This window comes from Clostridium sp. J1101437_171009_A5, assembly GCF_015547905.1.
In the GTDB taxonomy this organism is placed as follows: domain Bacteria; phylum Bacillota; class Clostridia; order Oscillospirales; family Oscillospiraceae; genus Pseudoflavonifractor_A; species Pseudoflavonifractor_A gallinarum.
In genome coordinates this window covers 25,711-42,355 of sequence record NZ_JADMVY010000007.1, presented here as the reverse complement: position 1 = coordinate 42,355, position 16,645 = coordinate 25,711, and the positions used below count along the sequence as shown (strand labels likewise).

Below are 16,645 nucleotides of genomic sequence, written 5' to 3'. Positions count from 1 at the left end.
GAGCAGACCGTGTTACAGGATGATTTTTACAAGCGCTATGGACTTGCGCCGCAGGTCCGATCCCTCTCCGTGGCAAGCACCGGGCATCAGCACTGTATCCCGGGATACCAGTGGGGACCGGGGGTGCTGGATCACTATCGCCTCTATCACATTTTGTCAGGGCATGGGAATCTGCTTCTGGGAGAGCGCCACTTCCTTCTGGAGGCGGGAGACAGTTTTCTGGTCTATCCCGATACAACCGTGCAGTTTTATGCGGAACAGGCCAAGCCCTGGGAATATGTATGGGTCGGCTTTTCCGGAAGCGACGCACGGGAACTGGTCGAACAGACCGATTTCCGGCCGGATTATCCGATTTTACTCAATGTTTCTTCCAAATCACTGGGGCGGATGCTGCTGGAACTGCACCGGGAGGAGCGTGGGAGTCTGGCGTGCCAGGTGGCATCCACAGGCCGCCTGTACCTCATTTTTGCGCTCCTCAGTGAAAAAGCGCAGCAGTCCAGACGTACGCCGCCGCCCCGGACCGATTGTGCCCGGATGGCGGCCAGATACATTATGAACAACTATGAACAGCCCATTACCGTGGAGGGACTGGCGGAGCTTTTCTCGGTCAGTCCCAGCAGCCTGTACCGGAGTTTTACCACCCATTTTCAGGTGTCGCCCAAGCGATTTTTGATGGAGTACCGTATCCAGAAGGCGTGTGCGATGCTGGTAAACAGCAGCTTTTCCGTACGGGAGATTTCCCATTCCGTCGGGTTCCACGACGCGCTGTATTTTTCCAGAGCCTTCAAACAAGTGATGGGGCTTTCTCCCCAGGCCTACGCAAAACGCTACCGCACCGCAGAGCCGGCGGACCGCCAGAAGAGAAATGCTGATTGAAAAATCCATCTGAGATGCGAAAAGCCCATTTTATCAGAGCGGATCTTGCAGTATAATAGGCGTGAATCAGCGATCTCTGCCTGTTCCGCGGGTGAGGAAGCAGAGATCCGGGAGAGAGAGGGGAGCGCCTGCCCCCTCAATTTAAGGAAATGGGTGAGAATGATGAGAGAATTTTCCGCACTGTGCCAGGCGCTGGAATCGGGAGCGCTGGATGACACACTGCGCACACTGTCCTGCCTGGGCGCAGAGATCCCGTCTGCGGCCAGAAGCCGGGTAGCCCGGGTGGCCAAGGGATTTCGGGAGACCTTTGGACGGGAGGAGCATACGCCGGTGGCGGTCCTCTCCGCGCCGGGGCGGACCGAGATCGGGGGCAATCATACCGACCACCAGCGGGGCCGGGTACTGGCGGCGGCGGTCAATCTGGATTTCCTGGCCTGCGCCGCCCCAAACGGCACCCAGGTCATCCGCTTCCAGTCGGAGGGTTGGCCCATGGTGGAGGTGGATCTGAACACCCTGGAGCCCCAGGAGGAAGAGCGGGAGACCACGGCCTCTCTGGTGCGGGGCATGGCGGCCCGGATCGCACAGCTGGGTTACACACCGGCTGGCTTTGATGCCTATGCCATTTCCGACGTGCTGCCCGGGTCGGGACTGTCCTCCTCGGCGGCCTGCGAGGTGCTGCTGGGCAACATCCTCAACACCCTTTTCTGTAAAAACGAGCTCTCTCCGGTGACCATTGCCCAGATGGGCCAGTATGCCGAGAACCAGTTCTTCGGCAAGCCCAGCGGGCTGATGGACCAGATGGCCTCCTCGGTGGGCGGCGCGGTGGCCATTGACTTTGCCGACCCCGCTGCGCCGGTGATCGAGCCGCTGGCCGTGGATCTGGAGCAGCAGGGCTATGCCCTGTGCATCGTGGATTCGGGCGCCGACCACGCCGACCTCACGGCGGAGTATGCCGCCATTCCGGAGGAGATGAAGGCAGTAGCGGCCTTCTTTGGCAAGTCTGTGCTGCGGGAGGTGCTGGAGGAGGACTTCTGGCGGGCATTCCCCGAGGTGCGCAAGGCAGCGGGCGATCGGGCCGTGCTGCGCGCCATGCATTTCTATGCCGATGACCGCCGGGTGGCCCAGGAGGCTGAGGCCCTGGCCGCCGGGAAGTTTGACGCCTTCCTGGCTCTGGTAAAGGAGTCGGGCCGCTCTTCCTGGACCCATCTTCAGAACATCGCTCCGGCCGGTGCGGTGCGGGAGCAGGCCATGGCTGTGGCCCTGGCCGCGGCTGAGCGGGCCCTGGACGGGACGGGGGCCTTCCGGGTCCACGGCGGCGGATTTGCCGGGACCATCCAGGCCTTTGTGCCCCGGGAGCGGCTGGATGCCTTCCGGACACAGATGGAGGAGATCCTGGGAGCGGGATGCTGCCACATCCTGTCCATCCGTCCGGTGGGCGGCGCGGTGATTTGGCAGTAAGCAGGGCATGGAATCAAAAAGGAGGAATTTTGAATGGCTATTTTGGTACTGGGCGGAGCGGGATACATCGGCTCCCATACCGTATATGAGTTGATTGATGCGGGCCGGGATGTGGTGGTGGCCGATAACCTCCAGACCGGTTTCCGTGCCGCGGTCCATCCGAAAGCCCGTTTTTATGAGCTGGACATCCGGGACCGGGCGGCGCTGGACGCCCTGTTTGAGAAAGAGAACATTGAGGGTGTGATCCACTTTGCGGCCTCCTCCCAGGTGGGAGAGTCCATGAGCGATCCCCTGAAATACTATGACAACAACCTGCATGGGACCATGGTGCTCCTCGCCTCCATGGTGGCGCACGGGGTGGATAAGATCGTCTTCTCCTCCACCGCCGCCACCTATGGAGAGCCCGAGCGGGTGCCCATCCTGGAGTCCGACCGGACCGAGCCCACCAACTGCTACGGAGAGACCAAGCTCTCCATGGAGCGGATGATGGGCTGGGTCTCCCGGGCCCACGGCCTGCGGTATGTGGCCCTGCGCTACTTCAACGCCTGCGGCGCTCACCGCTCCGGCGCCATCGGAGAGGCCCATGACCCGGAGACCCATCTGATCCCCCTGATCCTCCAGGTGCCCAATGGACAGCGACCCTGCATCAAGGTCTTCGGCGAGGACTATCCCACCCCCGACGGGACCTGCATCCGGGACTATATCCATGTCTCCGATCTGGCCCAGGCCCACATTCTGGCGCTGGACTACCTGATCCGGGGCGGCGAGAACAACGTGTTCAACCTGGGCAACGGCGTGGGCTTCTCCGTGCGGGAGGTCATTGAGTGCGCCCGGAAGGTGACGGGGCATCCCATTCCCGCCGAGATGGCGCCCCGCCGTTCCGGCGATCCCGCCCAGCTTATCGCCTCCTCTAAAAAGGCCATGGAGGTCCTGGGCTGGAAGCCGGAGCAGAACGATCTGGAGACCATCATCGCCTCGGCCTGGAACTGGCACAAGAGCCATCCCAACGGATTCGGGGAGGGCTGAGCCATGGAGGTGAACGAGGCCATTCAGGCCCTGGTGGATTACGCCGCGCGTACCGACCTCATTGGGGAAGAGGAGCGGGTCTGGGCGGTGAATTCCCTGCTGGAGGGACTGAAGCTGGACAGCTGGACCGCACCCCAGGCTCCTGTCCCGGAGCGGCCGCTGGCGGAGATCCTGGAGGTGCTACTGGACGACGCCCATGCCAGGGGAGTGCTGGAAGAGAACTCGGTGGTCTACCGGGATCTCTTTGACACCATGCTCATGGGACGGCTCACGCCCCGGCCCGGCCAGGTGGTGGAGCGCTTCCGCGCCCTGCGGGCGGAGAGTCCCCAGGCGGCCACGGACTGGTACTATACCTTCAGCCAGGATACCAACTACATCCGGCGGGACCGCATCGCCCGGGATATGCAGTGGAAGGTGCAGACGGAATACGGCGCGCTGGACATCACCATCAACCTCTCCAAGCCGGAGAAGGACCCCCGGGCCATCGCGGCGGCCCGGGAGCTGCCCGCCTCGGACTATCCCCGGTGCCTCCTGTGCCGGGAGAACGAGGGGTATGCTGGACGGGTCAACCATCCGGCCCGGCAGAACCACCGGGTGGTGCCGGTCACCATCAACGACTCCCCCTGGTATTTGCAGTACTCCCCCTATGTCTACTATCCGGAGCACTGCATCGTATTCAACGGCGCACACGTCCCCATGAAGATCGATCGGGCCTGCTTTGCCAAGCTGCTGGACTTTGTGGGACAGTTCCCCCACTACTTTGTGGGCTCCAATGCAGACCTTCCCATCGTGGGCGGCTCCATCCTGGCCCACGACCACTTCCAGGGCGGGCACTATGCCTTCCCCATGGAGAAGGCCCCGGTGGACCGGGAAGTGGAGTTCCCCGGATTCCCGGATGTCAAGGCGGGGATCGTCCGCTGGCCCATGTCGGTACTGCGCATCACCTCCGCCCGGCCGGAGCGTCTGGTGGAGCTGGCCGACCGGATCCTCACCTCCTGGCGGGGATATACCGATGAGGCGGCCTTTGTCTTTGCCGAGACCGAGGGAGAGCCCCACAATACCATCACGCCCATCGCCCGGCGCAGAGGGCAGGCCTATGAGCTGGACCTGGTCCTGCGCAACAACATCACCACGCCGGAGCACCCGCTGGGGGTCTACCATCCCCATGCGGAGCTGCACCACATCAAAAAGGAGAACATCGGCCTGATCGAAGTGATGGGGCTGGCCGTGCTGCCCGCCCGTCTGAAGGCTGAGCTGGCGGCGGTGGCCGACCACCTGGTACAGGGGACCAGCCTGCGGGAGGACCCCCTCACCGCCTCCCATGCGGAGTGGGCCGAGGGATTCCGGCATAAATACGCCTCCTTTACGGCGGAAAACGCCCTGGGGCTGGTGGAACAGGAGACCGGACTGGTCTTTGCCCGGGTGCTGGAGCACGCGGGGGTCTACAAGCGCTCTCCCGAGGGACAGGAGGCCTTCCTCCGCTTTATAAGGCAGGTGTAATACATGACACAGTGGATTTCCGCCCCCTTTGGTGTGACGGCCGCCGGAGAGGCGGTCACGTGCTGGACGGGGCGCTGCGGGGACTATACCGTACAGGTGCTGACCTACGGGGCGGCCCTTCGGTCCTTCTGGGTGCCCGCTCCCGAGGGAAGCCGGGACATCCTGCTTGGCTTTGACACGCTGGGAGACTATGAGGCACAGGACAAGTATATGGGGGCGACCGTGGGACGTGTAGCCAACCGGATCGGAGGGGCCTCCTTTGTTCTGGAGGGCCACACCTATCCCCTGGCGGCCAACAATGGCCCCAACTGCCTCCATGGAGGGATGCGGGGGTTTGACCGGGCGGTGTGGACGGCCCGGCTGGAGGGGGAGGAGCTCCTCCTCACCCACCACAGCCCCGATGGAGATGAGGGATTTCCGGGGGGCTTGGAGGTGGAAGTGCGCTATGGCCTGGACGAGGCGGGCGCGCTCTCCATCACCTATCAGGCCCGAAGCGACCGGGATACCCTGTGCAGCCTGACCAACCACAGCTATTTCAATCTGGCCGGACACGGAGCGGGAACATTGGAAGGACAGTCCATCTGCGTTCATGCCGATGCCATCACGGTCACGGATGGGGACAGCACCCCCACCGGGGAGCGGCTGGCGGTGGACGGAACCCCCTTCGACCTGCGGGAGAGTGTCCCATTCCTGGAGGGGCTGGCAAAGGACCATCCGCAATTGGAGCTGGGCAGAGGGTATGACCACAATTTTGTGCTTCATGATCTTCCCGCCGGTCCGCTGCGTACCGCGGCGGAGGTGACGGGACATGGACTGCATCTGACCTGCCGGACCACACAGCCAGGCCTCCAGCTCTATACGGCAAACTATCTCGCAGGTGAGCGGGGAAAAGAGGGGGCCGTCTACGGCCCGCGCAGCGCCTTCTGCCTGGAAGCGCAGGGCTGGCCGGACGCCATCCATCACCCGGATTTTCCGAGTATCGTCCTCCATCGGGGAGAGACCTACCGACAGTGTACGGTCTATCAGGTGGAGAAAAGCAGATAACCGAAGAAAAGCGGAGCGTGTATCGTTGGGATACACGCTCCGCTTTTTATATGGGAAAACGAGCTGAGCCCTGTGCCGCACCGGCACAGGGCTCAAGAGAGGGGAAGGAGGACGTTAGGCGGGGATATCCCCCATCAGAGAGATGATAGAGCTTTCGGGGGCGTCCGTTTTGGGCGCCTCTTTTTTAAAGCGCTTGAACACGATGCTGCCCAGGAAGCCGGCCAGAGAGCCGCCCAGCGCGGCCAGGACCAGCGCCAGCACCACGGTCTGAGGATCGTTGAAGGCAAAGGGAGCCAGAAGGCCGGGGATGGGGGAGGCGGTGCCGGGGGCGTTGTTCACGATGCCCAGCATGGCGGCTGCGATACCGGCCAGTCCGCCGCCGAAGAAGTTGGATCCGTAGATGGGAATGGGATTGCGGGTGATGATGGGAGCCTGGGTCAGGGGCTCCAGCATGACGGCAATGATGTTGCTCCGGTCACCCAGGTGGAGACGGGCAAAGATCAGACCGTTGGTGAACGAGCCGCCGAAGCAGGCGATGGCCGCAATGCCCATGGGAAGACCGGTGAGGCCCAGCATGGCGGTGAGGGCCATGGAGCTGAGGGGAGAAGTGCAGATCATCTTGATGATGCCGCCCAGCAGGAAGCCCATCAGGAGGGGAGACTGCTCGGTGGCAGCAGTGATCATAGTGCCAATGTAACCCATGGCGCTGTTCACGACAGGGTCGGCGGCAAAGGCGACCAGACGGGCAATGGGGGCCAGCATCAGGGCGCCCAGGATCACATCCAGACCCGCGGGGAGATACTTTTCAATCAGGGGAGAGAGGAAACCGACCAGATAGCCGGCCACAAAGCCGGGCAGGATACCATATCCGCCCACGGCCACGCCGGCGACGACGGCGAAAATGGGATTGGCACCCATGCCGATCGGAACCAGGATGGCAGCGGCTACACCGCCCATGCTGCCGGACATGCTGCCGACTTCGCCGAGAAAATCAATGCCGATCAGATTACCGGAAATATATTTGTGGATGGCCTCCACCAGGAAGGTAGCCACGGCCGCGTTGGCCAGACCGGACATCGCCTGAGAACCCTTGGGCGCCTTCATGCTGAACAGAGAAAAACCGGCCAGTGTCAGCAGGAGCAGGCCCATACCGAGAAGAATCGTTGTCATAGACGCTCGCACCTCCGTCGTCTGTTTGGGTGGTAACTTCTTGTTGTGCTCAGTTTATAGAAGAGTTTCATAAAACAACAGGAAGTAACAGAAAGAAAACTATAAAATATGACGGTAGATGGAACTTTGTAAGAGTTATCAAAAAGTGATGGGGGGTATTTTGTGCAAATAGCAGATAAAGTAATCTGGATTAGAAGAAAAAAGGAAAAAACGAGTAGAAAATTAAGTCATATAATGAGAAAGAATTAAAAAAGATGAAAAATGGCGCATGAAAAAATAACAAAAAAATACGCCTTCCGGCAGCGGGCCGAAAGGCGTAAAGGATCAGCGACCAGCACACAGGGCAGCCAGTGCATAGAGAAATTTTTTGACCGAGACACGTCCGTGGACGGTGGTCTTTCCGCGGATACAGTCCATTTCCCGGCGTACCTGCTCAAAGTGGTAGAGCGTGCCGGCGTACTCCGTAAAGGTATCGTTGGAATAGTCCTCAATCCCCAGGTTGGCCAGATTCACCATGCCGGCCATGGCAGCCCGGCGGATGCGCTGCTCCATGGCCTTGGGGGAATCGCTGAACCGGTCGCAGAGCTGCGCCACGGTCAGCTGCTCCTGCTGCCCCTGGGAGGAGAGGAGATACCCAACGACCTGAGAGATGTCCCGGCAGGCGGGATCACCGCTGATGCCAATGCGATGGAGCACAGCATTGAGCGCGGATTGCTGCCGCTCGCTGTTGTCGGGAGGCGGCGTTGGGGCGGGAGAGATCCCGGCGGGGGCGCCGCCCTGGAGAAGAGAGCGCATCTGGTCCATGGTGCGGTCCATGGTCAGGAGTTTTCCCACCTTGCGCAGGACGCTGACCACCTCGATGCTGTTGACCGGCTTGGAGAGAAAAAAGTCCACGCCGGCCGAATAGGCCTCTGCCACCATATCCTTGGAGGTGACCTGGGAGAGCATGACAAAGCGCAGGTCCGGATAGCGGCTGCGGGCCTGACGGACAAACTCGATGCCGTCCATTCCGGGCATGAGAAGATCCACCAGCACGATATCCGGACGCATATAGCGCAGGTCCTCCAGCGCATCCAGACCGCTGGCCGCGCTGCCGATCACGCTGCCGGAGTCGCTGTCTTCAATGATCATACGCAAGATATTGAGCGTGGCGGAATCGTCATCAATCAGATAGAACAGCATGCTGTGTTCCCTCCAGTTCCCGCATGGGTATGCGGATGGTAAACAGGGTGCCTCCGTTCTGGGACGAGACCTGAATGGTTCCGTGGAGTTCCTCCTCCACCAGGTCCTTGACGATGGTGAGGCCAAGCCCTCGGTTGATCTCCCCTGTGGTATAGTTGATTTTGCTGGAAAAGCCCGGGGTAAAGATCTGCGCCATGCGCTGAGGCGGGATGCCGCCGCAGTCATCCTCTACGGTAAAGAGGAAATCGTCCCTCTCCCGCCGCTGGGTCAGCGTGAGATGGGCGGTATGGCCGGTCCCCGCGGCCTCCAGTGCATTGTTGAGCAGATTGCGGAAAATAGACATGAGATAGTGGTGCTGTGTGGTGTAGAAATTGTCGGAGAGAGAAGTGGCGCACACCACTTCTTTGCCGCAGGCCTGGGCGGTGCGCTCCACACTGTGGGTCAGAATGGAGAACAATTCCTCCAGCTCCATACCGGGGATCGTGGAGGCGCGCTCCAGCGCCTCGGAGATGCCGCGCATGATGAGGAAATATTCCTTCTTCACCTCGTGAATGTCCTTGGCGATGGTGAGGGCCGTCCCGGCGGTCTCCTCGTCCGCGCCGCCGGCGCGGAGCTGACTGTACAGACGATAGGCGGCGTTCATGGTATTCTCGATAAGGGCCGTTCCCTTGTCCATCCAGGCTACCTCACTTTTGAGGGTAGCCGTCATGAGCAAAAGACGCTGGTAGCGCTCAGCATCATCCCGGCGAAGGACCTGAAAGCCGTAGTTGTCCAAAGTGCGGATGATCAGAAAGGCGAAAAGCGAACGGCCGATTCCCACCGCCAGCAGCTGAAGCAGCAGGGACGGGGAAAAGACGCCCCACCCCAGGCGGATGAGCAGCTCCACAAAATTGGCACATACGTCGATCCCCACCAGCGGGAGGCAGAGCTTGGCGCGGAAGGGATGGAAGGAACAGCGTCTGGCATACAGATCAAAGAGCAGGCCGTAGGTGAGATAGAAAAAGAGCTCGGGTGCGTGGGCCGGAATACATCCCTGGAGAGAAAACGTGGTCACTCCCTGGATCAGGCAGCGCAGCAGAAAGACACCGGGTGCAGCCAGCGCGGCGGTGGGGAAGAGGGGGATATCCGGCGTCAAAAAGAGAAGGACCGGCAGGAGAATGACGGCCACGGAGATATTGAATTCCTGCGTAAAGAGGTTGATGGAGATCTGGGAGGCCAGAGCCACCAAAAGCGCGCTGGCCACCCAGGGGCGGCGGATCAGCTTGGAAGTATGCTCCATAATATGACACCTGCCACAAATTCAAACTGATTTGATTGGATGAAGTGTACAAAAGAAGTGGGCGCACAACCGGACAATTAAGTTATATCTTTCATGATACCGCACTTTTATGGATTTGTACACTGGGGAATTCCCCTCTTTATGGCAGCGGGTCAATAAAAGGAGAACGGCGGTCTGCGGCGAATGCCGCGGACCGCCGCAGAAATCAAGGGCGCAGGACCATGGTAAGGTCCACATGTTCCGGGTGGAAAAAGATATCGCAGAAAGCAACCGGAACATCGGACAGGTCGTAAAAAACCTCCTGCCAATTGAATAAGACGGTGCCGGAGGGAAGCTGGAGGGCCCTACAGGCGTCCTCCTCACAGCGGCACCCCAGGTGGGTGGCATAGTAGGCAAAATCCCGACCGCAGTAGGTGCGGATCCAGGGAAAGAGGGAAGCGTCTGTGGAGAGGGGCTCCGGCTGGCGCTGGAGCATCTCCTCCGGAATGGAGGTGCGGCAGAAGAGCATGGGACGCTCCCCCACGGAGTAGAGCCAATCCAGCTCATAGACCGTGGTACAGGGGACCGGAAAACGGCGGCGCATCACCTCGCGGCAGGGAACATAGCCGCTGCGCAGGGTCTGGCAGACCACTGGACCATCTCCCGTGTCCAGAAGTTTGGAAAAATCAGAGGTCAGATCCATGCGATAACGGAGCTGGGAGACCGAGGGGTGGGCAAAATTTCCCTTTCCGTGCCGGCGGGTCAGATAGCCCTCCTGCAGCAGGGCCTGGGTGGCCTCCCGCACGGTGGAGCGGCTGACCCCCAGCTTGCGGGTCAATTCCTCCTCCGGCTCCAGCTGATTTTCGCCGGCTTTCATACTGTGGATCTGATCCAGCAGATAGGTATAGGTGTGGGACCAGAGGCGTTGGGATTTGGGCATAGGGTTCCTCCTTGCAATGGGGACAGGACAGTTACAGGGGGCGGATGGCGGCGGTGTACTGGTCCAGATCCCAGGCGCAGGTGTCCCGGGTGACCAGTTCCGCGACCGTCTCGCCCACGACGGCGGAGACCACCGCCGAGCTCTTGAACCCGGCGGCCAGGATCAGGCCGGGCACAGGAGCCTTTCCGAAGATGGGCTCATTGTTGGGCGTGTAGGGGGAGGCGGTGACCCAGCCCCGCAGGATGGAGACCGGCTCCAGGGCGGGAAAGAAGTGCAGGACCTTTTCCCGGATGTTCCGGCAGTGTTCCATCGAGGTACAGTCCTGCCCGGCCTCGTCCACCGCGGTGTGGGGTTTGGTGGTCTCGGCCAGAAGGATGTTGCCGTAATGGCTCTGTCCAATGCAGAGAGAGGTGACTGCCTTCTCCGGGTTGTGGGCCTCCGCAAAGAAGGCGGCGGAGGAGTAATAGGTCTTGAGGAAGGGCTGGATGGCCTCGGTCACGAAGGCCTCGGCCTTGACGGAGTAGACCGGGACATCCAGTCCAGCCGTGGCGCAGAGGGGGCGGGTGCCCGCGCCGGAGGTCACGATCACATGCTCGGCCCGTACCGTGGTGCCGTCCGCCAGCATGACGCCGGTACAGACGCCACCCTCCACCAAAAGGGAGGAGACGGTGGAAAACTCCCGGACCTCCAGGCCATATCTGCGGCCCTGGCGTACAAGGGCATATTGATAGTGGAAGGGATAGACGCGCCCCTGCTCAAAATAGCTGGCCGCCAGCACGGTGCCGGGCGCCAGGTTGGGCTCGGCCTCCTGAAGGGCGTCGCCCTCCAGCCAGTACACATCTAGCCCGGCCTCTTTCTTTTCCTGGAAGAGCCGCTCCAGCTCGGGGAGATGCTCCTCGGACTCCGCGCCGATGAGAGAGGGGTAGGACTGGTATCCGATGTCACAGCCCAGCTCCTCGGTCATGGTCTTCATGCGAGCGAAACCGGCCAGGGTGAGCTCATAGCTCTGCCCCATGGAGGCGTCCTGGACCTGGACATTGCCGAAGTTGGCGCCCGAAGCCCCACGGCTGATCTCCTTCTCCTCCAGCAGGAGGGTGGGGACGCCGGCCTTGGCGAGAAAATAGGAGCAGGCGCAGCCGAAGTAGCCGCCGCCGATCACAATGGCGCCATATTTATTCCGCATCGTCGTCCCTCCCTAATGTATCCACCCCGCAGGGAACCGTGGGGAAGCGGGGCTTGTCGGCCTGAATGGTCTCCGGAGTCTGAATGCCCTGACTCATGAGGATCTGCTGGATGAGGCGGCCGCAGGTGCGGCCCTGGCAGGCCCCCATGCCGGCCCGGGTGGCCCGCTTGATGCTGGCCACCGTGTGGCAGCCGTCGGCGATGGCCTGGAGGACGTCGGCCTTTGTGACCTCCTCACAGCGGCAGATGATGATATCGCGGTCTTCCATTCAGCGTTCCTCCCTTCTCAGCCGCCGGAGAAAGCGGACTTGATCCCGATACTCGGCGGGGATGACCAGAGTGACCAGTGCGGTGCGGTTGAAGGCGGGGCGCTGGTCCACCGACTGGACCACAGCGGGACAGACCTCCTTGCCCAGCCGGTCCACCGCCACTACCTCCTGGCCCGGAACGGGGAGGGGGCGGTACTCATAGGGGAAGGTAATGGAGGCCTTGCCGTCGCCCAGGTCAGGGACCTGGAAGAAGATGGCCTGTCCGGGACAGGCGGCCACGCAGAGTTTGCAGCCCACGCACTTCTCGGGATCGAATTCCGGGCGGCTGTTGAGGGTGGACTTGACGATGGCCCCGGTCTTGCAGACCGTGGTGCAGGGGTTGCAGGGGATCTCCTGGCAGCACTCCAGGAGGGCAAAGCCCCGGGACGGCTGATTAGACATGACAGGCGCCTCCTTTCTCCATGATGCGCTCCTTACAGGCCAGGCGGCGGGCGGCGTGGGCTCCGCTGCGGAGGGAGCGCAGGCTCTCCTGGAGCTCCTCCATCCGCGCCTGGGCGTGGGGAGCGGTATAGCCCAGGGAGACGGCGGCGTGGATACCGGCCAGACGCCCTTCCTCCAGGGCGGTGTTGGCCTCTTCCACTCCGGCTAGGTCGCCGCAGACATAGACGTTGGGATCGGAGCTGCGCATCCAGGCGTCGTGGACCGGGAGGATGCCCCCCAGCGCCCCCTCATAGGTGGTGCGGCAGCGGAACATGGAGGCCAGCTCCGTGCGGGGATTGAGGCCCACGGCCAGCAGGATGGTATCCACGGGGATGGTCTGCTCGGTGCCGGGGATGGGGCGGAACTTCTCGTCCACCTGCGCGATGACGGCCTCCTCCACCCGGTCGGTGCCCCGGGCCTCCACCACAGTGTGGGAGGTATAGACCGGTACACCGGCCCGCTGGATCTTTCCGGCGTGGACCAGATAGCCGGTGATCTGGGGCGCAGCCTCCACCAGGGCACGGACCTCCGCCCCTGCCTGCATGAGCTGGTAGGAGACGATAAGTCCCACGTTGCCCGAGCCCACCATGAGGATGTTCTTGCCCACCAGGGTGCCGTGGACATTGCTGAAGGTCTGGGCCGCTCCCGCCGTCATGACGCCGGGGAGGGTCCAGCCGGGGAAGGCCAGGGCATTCTCCTTGGCGCCGGTGGCCAGGATGACCTTTTTGGCCTCCACCGCCTCCACCTTTCCCTGGTGGAGAATGGAGACGCAGCCGTTGTCCATCCGGCCCAGGGCGCGGGTGTCCAGCAGGGTCTCCACACCCAGGTCGTTGGCCTCCTGGAGCAGGATATCCGCGATCTGGAATCCCCGGGTGCCCGCATAGTGAGCCCCGGAGCCGAAAAACTTGTGGATCTGCTTGTAGAGCTGACCGCCAGCCTTGGTGTTCTCGTCCACCAGCAGGACCTTGGCCCCGCAGCGGGCGCCCTCGATGGCGGCCCCCAGACCGGCCGGTCCGGAGCCGATGACCAGAAGATCCGTCGTTCTCACAGGACACCCACCTTTCCGAGCCCATGCTGGGTCTCTATGACCATACCCTCCTCCAGCGGAGTGGTGCAGGAGCGGACATTGGGCTTTCCGTTGACCACCACAACGCAGTCGTTGCACTGGCCGATGCCGCAGAAGAGACTGCGGGGCTGGCCGGTTTTATGGGTATGCCGGAAGACCGAGATGCCGTTATCCAGCAGAGCCGCGGCGATGGGCTGGCCGGCCAGACCGGTGAGGGTGCGTCCGTCAAAGGAAAAGGTGACCGGAGTCCGGCTGGGATAATCCACGATGGGGTGTTCCTCGATATGCTGAGACATGACCGTGTGACCTCCTTCGCATGTTAGCGTACAACTTGTACGTACAACTGAGGACATTATAAGACATACAGGGAAAAAGCGCAAGGGGAAAGAGAAGAAAAAGCGAAAAACTACACTCCGGCGTTTGAACTTCCTCTTGTATCGCGCCGTTTGCGGTGGTACACTAGAGGAAAGCCGGTTTCCGGACCACTCCCACAAGAGGAGCGATCCCTCTGCATGGATGCGGAGGAGAGGCGGTCCGCCGGTCTGGATCATCCATTTTCTAAGGAGGAATTTCCCATGAAGATCATTGTTACCGAGAAGGCGCCCGGCGCCATCGGCCCCTACTCTCAGGGCTATGAGACCAACGGTCTCGTCATCACCTCCGGCCAGCTGCCCGTGGACCCCGCCACCGGCGCCATGCCCGAGGGCATTGCCGCTCAGGCCGAGTGGAGCTGCAAGAACGTGGGCGCCATTCTGGAGGCCGGCGGCGTGGGCTTTGACAAGGTGATCAAGACCACCTGCTTCCTGGCTGACATGGCTGACTTTGCCGCCTTCAACGAGGTGTATGCCAAGTACTTTACCTCCAAGCCCGCCCGCAGCTGCGTGGCTGTGAAGGATCTGCCCAAGGGCGCTCTCTGCGAGATCGAGGCCATTGCCGAGAAGTAAGCAGAGAAATCATGGAATACTCTGCCATGCGGTGTGACGGTATTTGCGGTCACACCGCATTTTTTATGTACAAGACAGCCAAGGGCGCCTTGAAGTTTTCCGCAGGGAACGGGATGATGATTTACCGCCGCGCTGCCTTGTGGTATACTCAAAGAGATCAAAGCGGAAAGGATGAGGCAGATGCTGCGCGTTGGAATACTGGGAGCGGGAAAAATCGCCGGAATCATGGCAAGGACCCTGCGGGAGATGGAGAACGTCCAGGCCTGGGCAGTGGCCTCCCGGGAGAGGGAGCGGGCGGAGGAATTTGCCCGCACCTATGGAATCGAGCGGGCCTATGGTTCTTACGAGGAACTGGTGGAAGATCCGGCGGTGGATCTGATCTATGTGGCCACGCCCCACTCTCACCACGCGGAACACTGCCTGCTCTGCATCGAGCACGGAAAGCCGGTGCTCTGTGAAAAGGCATTCACCGCCAATGCAGCCCAGGCCCGACAGGTCCTGGCAAGGGCGGAGGAGCGGGGCGTCTTTCTCACTGAGGCCATCTGGACCCGCTATATGCCGTCCAGAAGGATGATCGACGATCTAATCGGTGAGGGCGCCCTGGGAGAGGTGGTCTCCCTCACCGCCAATCTGGGCTATCCCCTCACCCATGTGGAGCGGATCATGGAGCCCGCTCTGGCCGGAGGGGCCCTGCTGGACATTGGGATCTATCCGCTGAATTTCGCCAGTATGGTGCTGGGAGATGAGGTGGAGGATGTCACCTCTGCCTGTGTCAAGACCTCCACCGGGGTGGATGCCCAGAGTTCCATCGTACTGCGCTACCGGGATGGGAAGATGGCCACCCTGCATACCACTGTACTGGCGGCAACGGAGCAGTATGGCATCATCTATGGCACGAAAGGCTATCTGATCGCCCACAACATCAATAACATTGACCGCATCTCCCTCTTTGGGCCCGACCGGTCGCTCCGGCGGGAGATCACGGTGCCCAAACAGATCACCGGATATGAGTATGAGGTGGAGGCCTGCCGCCGGGCCCTGGAGACGGGAGCGCTGGAGTGTCCCGAAATGCCTCACGCGCAGACCTTGCGCATGATGGAGCAGATGGACGCTTTGCGCCGGGACTGGGGCGTGCGTTACCCCTTCGAATGAGGCAAATTCCCGGAACGGGCAGGAACGGATCGAGCAGGAGGAACGAGTTTGAACATCAAGGAAATTGCAAAACTGACCGGCGTATCCGTCGCCACAGTATCCCGCAGCATCAACCAGCCGGAGAAGGTGTCGCCGGAGACCAGAGAGCGCATTCTGAAAGTAATCCGGCAGCTGGACTATGTTCCCAATCCATCGGCCCAGAGTCTCTCGACCGGCCAGACCAGGACGGTGGCCTGTGTGGTGCCCACACTGCGCAACGAGTTCTTTAACCAGCTGGTGGAGGGCTGCCAGAAGGTGCTGTTACAGGCCAACTATAAACTGCTGATCTACTCCCAGAGCAGTATGCCGGGCCAGGAGCGGCCGGATAACCGGAGCGTGGACGGCATGGTGATCTATGTCTCCGACTTCTCCGGCAGCGAAGAGGTAAGAGAGTACCTGCAAAATGTCAAGGTGCCCTATGTACTGATCGGAAATCCGGAGCAGATGGGGCTGGACGGACCGGTCACCTCGGTCTATATGGAGGACTACGAGGGGGTGCAGATGGCGCTGCGCTACCTCTATGCCGAGGGGAACCGGATCTTTGGTGTTCTGGCCGCCACCGAGGACACCTTCATTGGGCGGAGGAGAGCGCAGGCAGTACGGGACTTCTTCGAGGAATATCCGGACTGTCTGTGCCGGATGCAGTTTGTGTCCTACGGAGACCAGCTGCGGCAGTCTGTGGAGTGTACCCGGCGGCTGCTGGAGCAGGGGGAGCGTCCCACCGCCATGATCACCTTCAACGATATGATGGCGGTGGGAGCACTGAGATGTCTCCACAGCGGCGGCATCCGTGTGCCGGAGGAGATGGAGCTGATCGGCTTTGACGACATCCCGCTGGCCAGCTATTTTACACCGGCCCTCTCCACCGTAGCGGTGCCCAACCGGCGGCTGGGAGAAAAGGCGGCTGAGCTGCTGCTGCGGAGACTCTCTACCGGGCATGAGATGGCCCAGTGCGTGCTCTATCCGGTGGAACTGCGGCTGCGGGAGAGTACAAAAAATCTCGTGAACAGCGGCGACCTGTAAAACAGGTCGCCGCTGTTTTTGTGCATAACGCATAGA

Annotated in this window: 17 protein-coding genes; 8 read left to right on the top strand and 9 right to left on the bottom strand. The window is 61.4% G+C overall.

All coding sequences use genetic code 11. The annotated features are described in order from the left end of the window. Window positions 1-9: 9 nt before the first annotated feature. From I2C21_RS17805 to I2C21_RS10665, 5 genes are all read left to right on the top strand, one after another. Window positions 10-876 (top strand): AraC family transcriptional regulator, encoded by an 867-nt coding sequence (locus I2C21_RS17805; RefSeq protein ID WP_193537729.1) that lies wholly within the window; start codon window positions 10-12, stop codon window positions 874-876. A 159-nt stretch (window positions 877-1,035) separates the two neighbouring features. After that, window positions 1,036-2,334: a galactokinase gene (locus tag I2C21_RS10680; RefSeq protein WP_353654801.1), complete on the top strand. Its 1,299-nt coding sequence runs from the start codon at window positions 1,036-1,038 to the stop codon at window positions 2,332-2,334. 33 nt (window positions 2,335-2,367) lie between these two features. Continuing rightward, a complete protein-coding gene (gene galE / locus I2C21_RS10675; protein WP_186964103.1) occupies window positions 2,368-3,360 on the top strand; it encodes a UDP-glucose 4-epimerase GalE in 993 nt (330 codons plus the stop codon). A gap of 3 nt (window positions 3,361-3,363) precedes the next feature. Next, window positions 3,364-4,860, top strand: a complete 1,497-nt coding sequence (gene galT / locus I2C21_RS10670; protein ID WP_195279266.1) for a UDP-glucose--hexose-1-phosphate uridylyltransferase — start codon at window positions 3,364-3,366, stop codon at window positions 4,858-4,860. Window positions 4,861-4,863: 3 nt separating this feature from the next. Continuing rightward, window positions 4,864-5,904: an aldose epimerase family protein gene (locus tag I2C21_RS10665; protein WP_193537725.1), complete on the top strand. Its 1,041-nt coding sequence runs from the start codon at window positions 4,864-4,866 to the stop codon at window positions 5,902-5,904. 114 nt (window positions 5,905-6,018) lie between these two features. Here the strand turns inward: I2C21_RS10665 and I2C21_RS10660 are convergent, their stop codons facing one another. From I2C21_RS10660 to I2C21_RS10620, 9 genes are all read right to left on the bottom strand, one after another. Next, window positions 6,019-7,074: a PTS sugar transporter subunit IIC gene (locus tag I2C21_RS10660; RefSeq protein ID WP_195279265.1), complete on the bottom strand. Its 1,056-nt coding sequence runs from the start codon at window positions 7,072-7,074 to the stop codon at window positions 6,019-6,021. Window positions 7,075-7,398: 324 nt separating this feature from the next. Next, window positions 7,399-8,256, bottom strand: coding sequence for a DNA-binding domain-containing protein (locus I2C21_RS10655; protein ID WP_195279264.1), 858 nt, complete (start codon window positions 8,254-8,256; stop codon window positions 7,399-7,401). Beyond that, window positions 8,237-9,535: a sensor histidine kinase gene (locus I2C21_RS10650; protein ID WP_193537721.1), complete on the bottom strand. Its 1,299-nt coding sequence runs from the start codon at window positions 9,533-9,535 to the stop codon at window positions 8,237-8,239. Before I2C21_RS10650 ends, I2C21_RS10655 begins: the two co-directional genes overlap by 20 nt. A 205-nt stretch (window positions 9,536-9,740) precedes the next feature. Continuing rightward, window positions 9,741-10,454: a GntR family transcriptional regulator gene (locus I2C21_RS10645; protein ID WP_195279263.1), complete on the bottom strand. Its 714-nt coding sequence runs from the start codon at window positions 10,452-10,454 to the stop codon at window positions 9,741-9,743. 31 nt (window positions 10,455-10,485) lie between these two features. Beyond that, window positions 10,486-11,637 carry an NAD(P)/FAD-dependent oxidoreductase gene (locus tag I2C21_RS10640; RefSeq protein WP_186964098.1) on the bottom strand — a complete coding sequence of 384 codons (1,152 nt, stop codon included), beginning with the start codon at window positions 11,635-11,637 and terminating at the stop codon, window positions 10,486-10,488. Further along, complete coding sequence (locus I2C21_RS10635; protein WP_101691324.1) at window positions 11,627-11,905, bottom strand: (2Fe-2S)-binding protein; 279 nt, start codon at window positions 11,903-11,905, stop codon at window positions 11,627-11,629. The genes I2C21_RS10640 and I2C21_RS10635 overlap by 11 nt, the downstream gene beginning before the upstream one ends. Beyond that, window positions 11,906-12,346 (bottom strand): 4Fe-4S binding protein, encoded by a 441-nt coding sequence (locus I2C21_RS10630; RefSeq protein WP_195279262.1) that lies wholly within the window; start codon window positions 12,344-12,346, stop codon window positions 11,906-11,908. It lies immediately after the preceding gene. Beyond that, on the bottom strand, window positions 12,339-13,433 hold the full coding sequence (locus tag I2C21_RS10625; RefSeq protein ID WP_193537717.1) for an NAD(P)/FAD-dependent oxidoreductase: 1,095 nt from the start codon (window positions 13,431-13,433) through the stop codon (window positions 12,339-12,341). The genes I2C21_RS10630 and I2C21_RS10625 overlap by 8 nt, the downstream gene beginning before the upstream one ends. Further along, window positions 13,430-13,747: a (2Fe-2S)-binding protein gene (locus I2C21_RS10620; protein ID WP_101691323.1), complete on the bottom strand. Its 318-nt coding sequence runs from the start codon at window positions 13,745-13,747 to the stop codon at window positions 13,430-13,432. Before I2C21_RS10620 ends, I2C21_RS10625 begins: the two co-directional genes overlap by 4 nt. Before the next feature lie 279 nt (window positions 13,748-14,026). On the opposite strand from I2C21_RS10620, the gene I2C21_RS10615 reads away from it, so the two are divergent. The 3 genes from I2C21_RS10615 to I2C21_RS10605 all read left to right on the top strand — a co-directional run bounded on the left by I2C21_RS10615 (window position 14,027) and on the right by I2C21_RS10605 (window position 16,609). Continuing rightward, window positions 14,027-14,395: a RidA family protein gene (locus I2C21_RS10615; protein ID WP_101691581.1), complete on the top strand. Its 369-nt coding sequence runs from the start codon at window positions 14,027-14,029 to the stop codon at window positions 14,393-14,395. Between the two features lie 171 nt (window positions 14,396-14,566). After that, complete coding sequence (locus tag I2C21_RS10610; RefSeq protein WP_353654800.1) at window positions 14,567-15,547, top strand: Gfo/Idh/MocA family protein; 981 nt, start codon at window positions 14,567-14,569, stop codon at window positions 15,545-15,547. A 48-nt stretch (window positions 15,548-15,595) separates the two neighbouring features. Further along, a complete protein-coding gene (locus tag I2C21_RS10605) occupies window positions 15,596-16,609 on the top strand; it encodes a LacI family DNA-binding transcriptional regulator (RefSeq protein WP_101691322.1) in 1,014 nt (337 codons plus the stop codon). Window positions 16,610-16,645 lie beyond the last annotated feature (36 nt).

What these genes read in the sequence shown, in the direction of transcription:
- I2C21_RS10635 (WP_101691324.1), bottom strand. Translation starts at nt 11,905, where the DNA reads ATGGAAGACCGCGATATCATCATCTGCCGCTGTGAGGAGGTCACAAAG.
- I2C21_RS10665 (WP_193537725.1), top strand. Translation starts at nt 4,864, where the DNA reads ATGACACAGTGGATTTCCGCCCCCTTTGGTGTGACGGCCGCCGGAGAG.
- I2C21_RS10610 (WP_353654800.1), top strand. Translation starts at nt 14,567, where the DNA reads ATGAGGCAGATGCTGCGCGTTGGAATACTGGGAGCGGGAAAAATCGCC.
- I2C21_RS10620 (WP_101691323.1), bottom strand. Translation starts at nt 13,747, where the DNA reads ATGTCTCAGCATATCGAGGAACACCCCATCGTGGATTATCCCAGCCGG.
- I2C21_RS10650 (WP_193537721.1), bottom strand. Translation starts at nt 9,535, where the DNA reads ATGGAGCATACTTCCAAGCTGATCCGCCGCCCCTGGGTGGCCAGCGCG.
- I2C21_RS10640 (WP_186964098.1), bottom strand. Translation starts at nt 11,637, where the DNA reads ATGCGGAATAAATATGGCGCCATTGTGATCGGCGGCGGCTACTTCGGC.
- I2C21_RS10655 (WP_195279264.1), bottom strand. Translation starts at nt 8,256, where the DNA reads ATGCTGTTCTATCTGATTGATGACGATTCCGCCACGCTCAATATCTTG.
- I2C21_RS10615 (WP_101691581.1), top strand. Translation starts at nt 14,027, where the DNA reads ATGAAGATCATTGTTACCGAGAAGGCGCCCGGCGCCATCGGCCCCTAC.
- galT (WP_195279266.1), top strand. Translation starts at nt 3,364, where the DNA reads ATGGAGGTGAACGAGGCCATTCAGGCCCTGGTGGATTACGCCGCGCGT.
- I2C21_RS10630 (WP_195279262.1), bottom strand. Translation starts at nt 12,346, where the DNA reads ATGTCTAATCAGCCGTCCCGGGGCTTTGCCCTCCTGGAGTGCTGCCAG.
- I2C21_RS10660 (WP_195279265.1), bottom strand. Translation starts at nt 7,074, where the DNA reads ATGACAACGATTCTTCTCGGTATGGGCCTGCTCCTGCTGACACTGGCC.
- I2C21_RS10645 (WP_195279263.1), bottom strand. Translation starts at nt 10,454, where the DNA reads ATGCCCAAATCCCAACGCCTCTGGTCCCACACCTATACCTATCTGCTG.
- galE (WP_186964103.1), top strand. Translation starts at nt 2,368, where the DNA reads ATGGCTATTTTGGTACTGGGCGGAGCGGGATACATCGGCTCCCATACC.
- I2C21_RS10680 (WP_353654801.1), top strand. Translation starts at nt 1,036, where the DNA reads ATGATGAGAGAATTTTCCGCACTGTGCCAGGCGCTGGAATCGGGAGCG.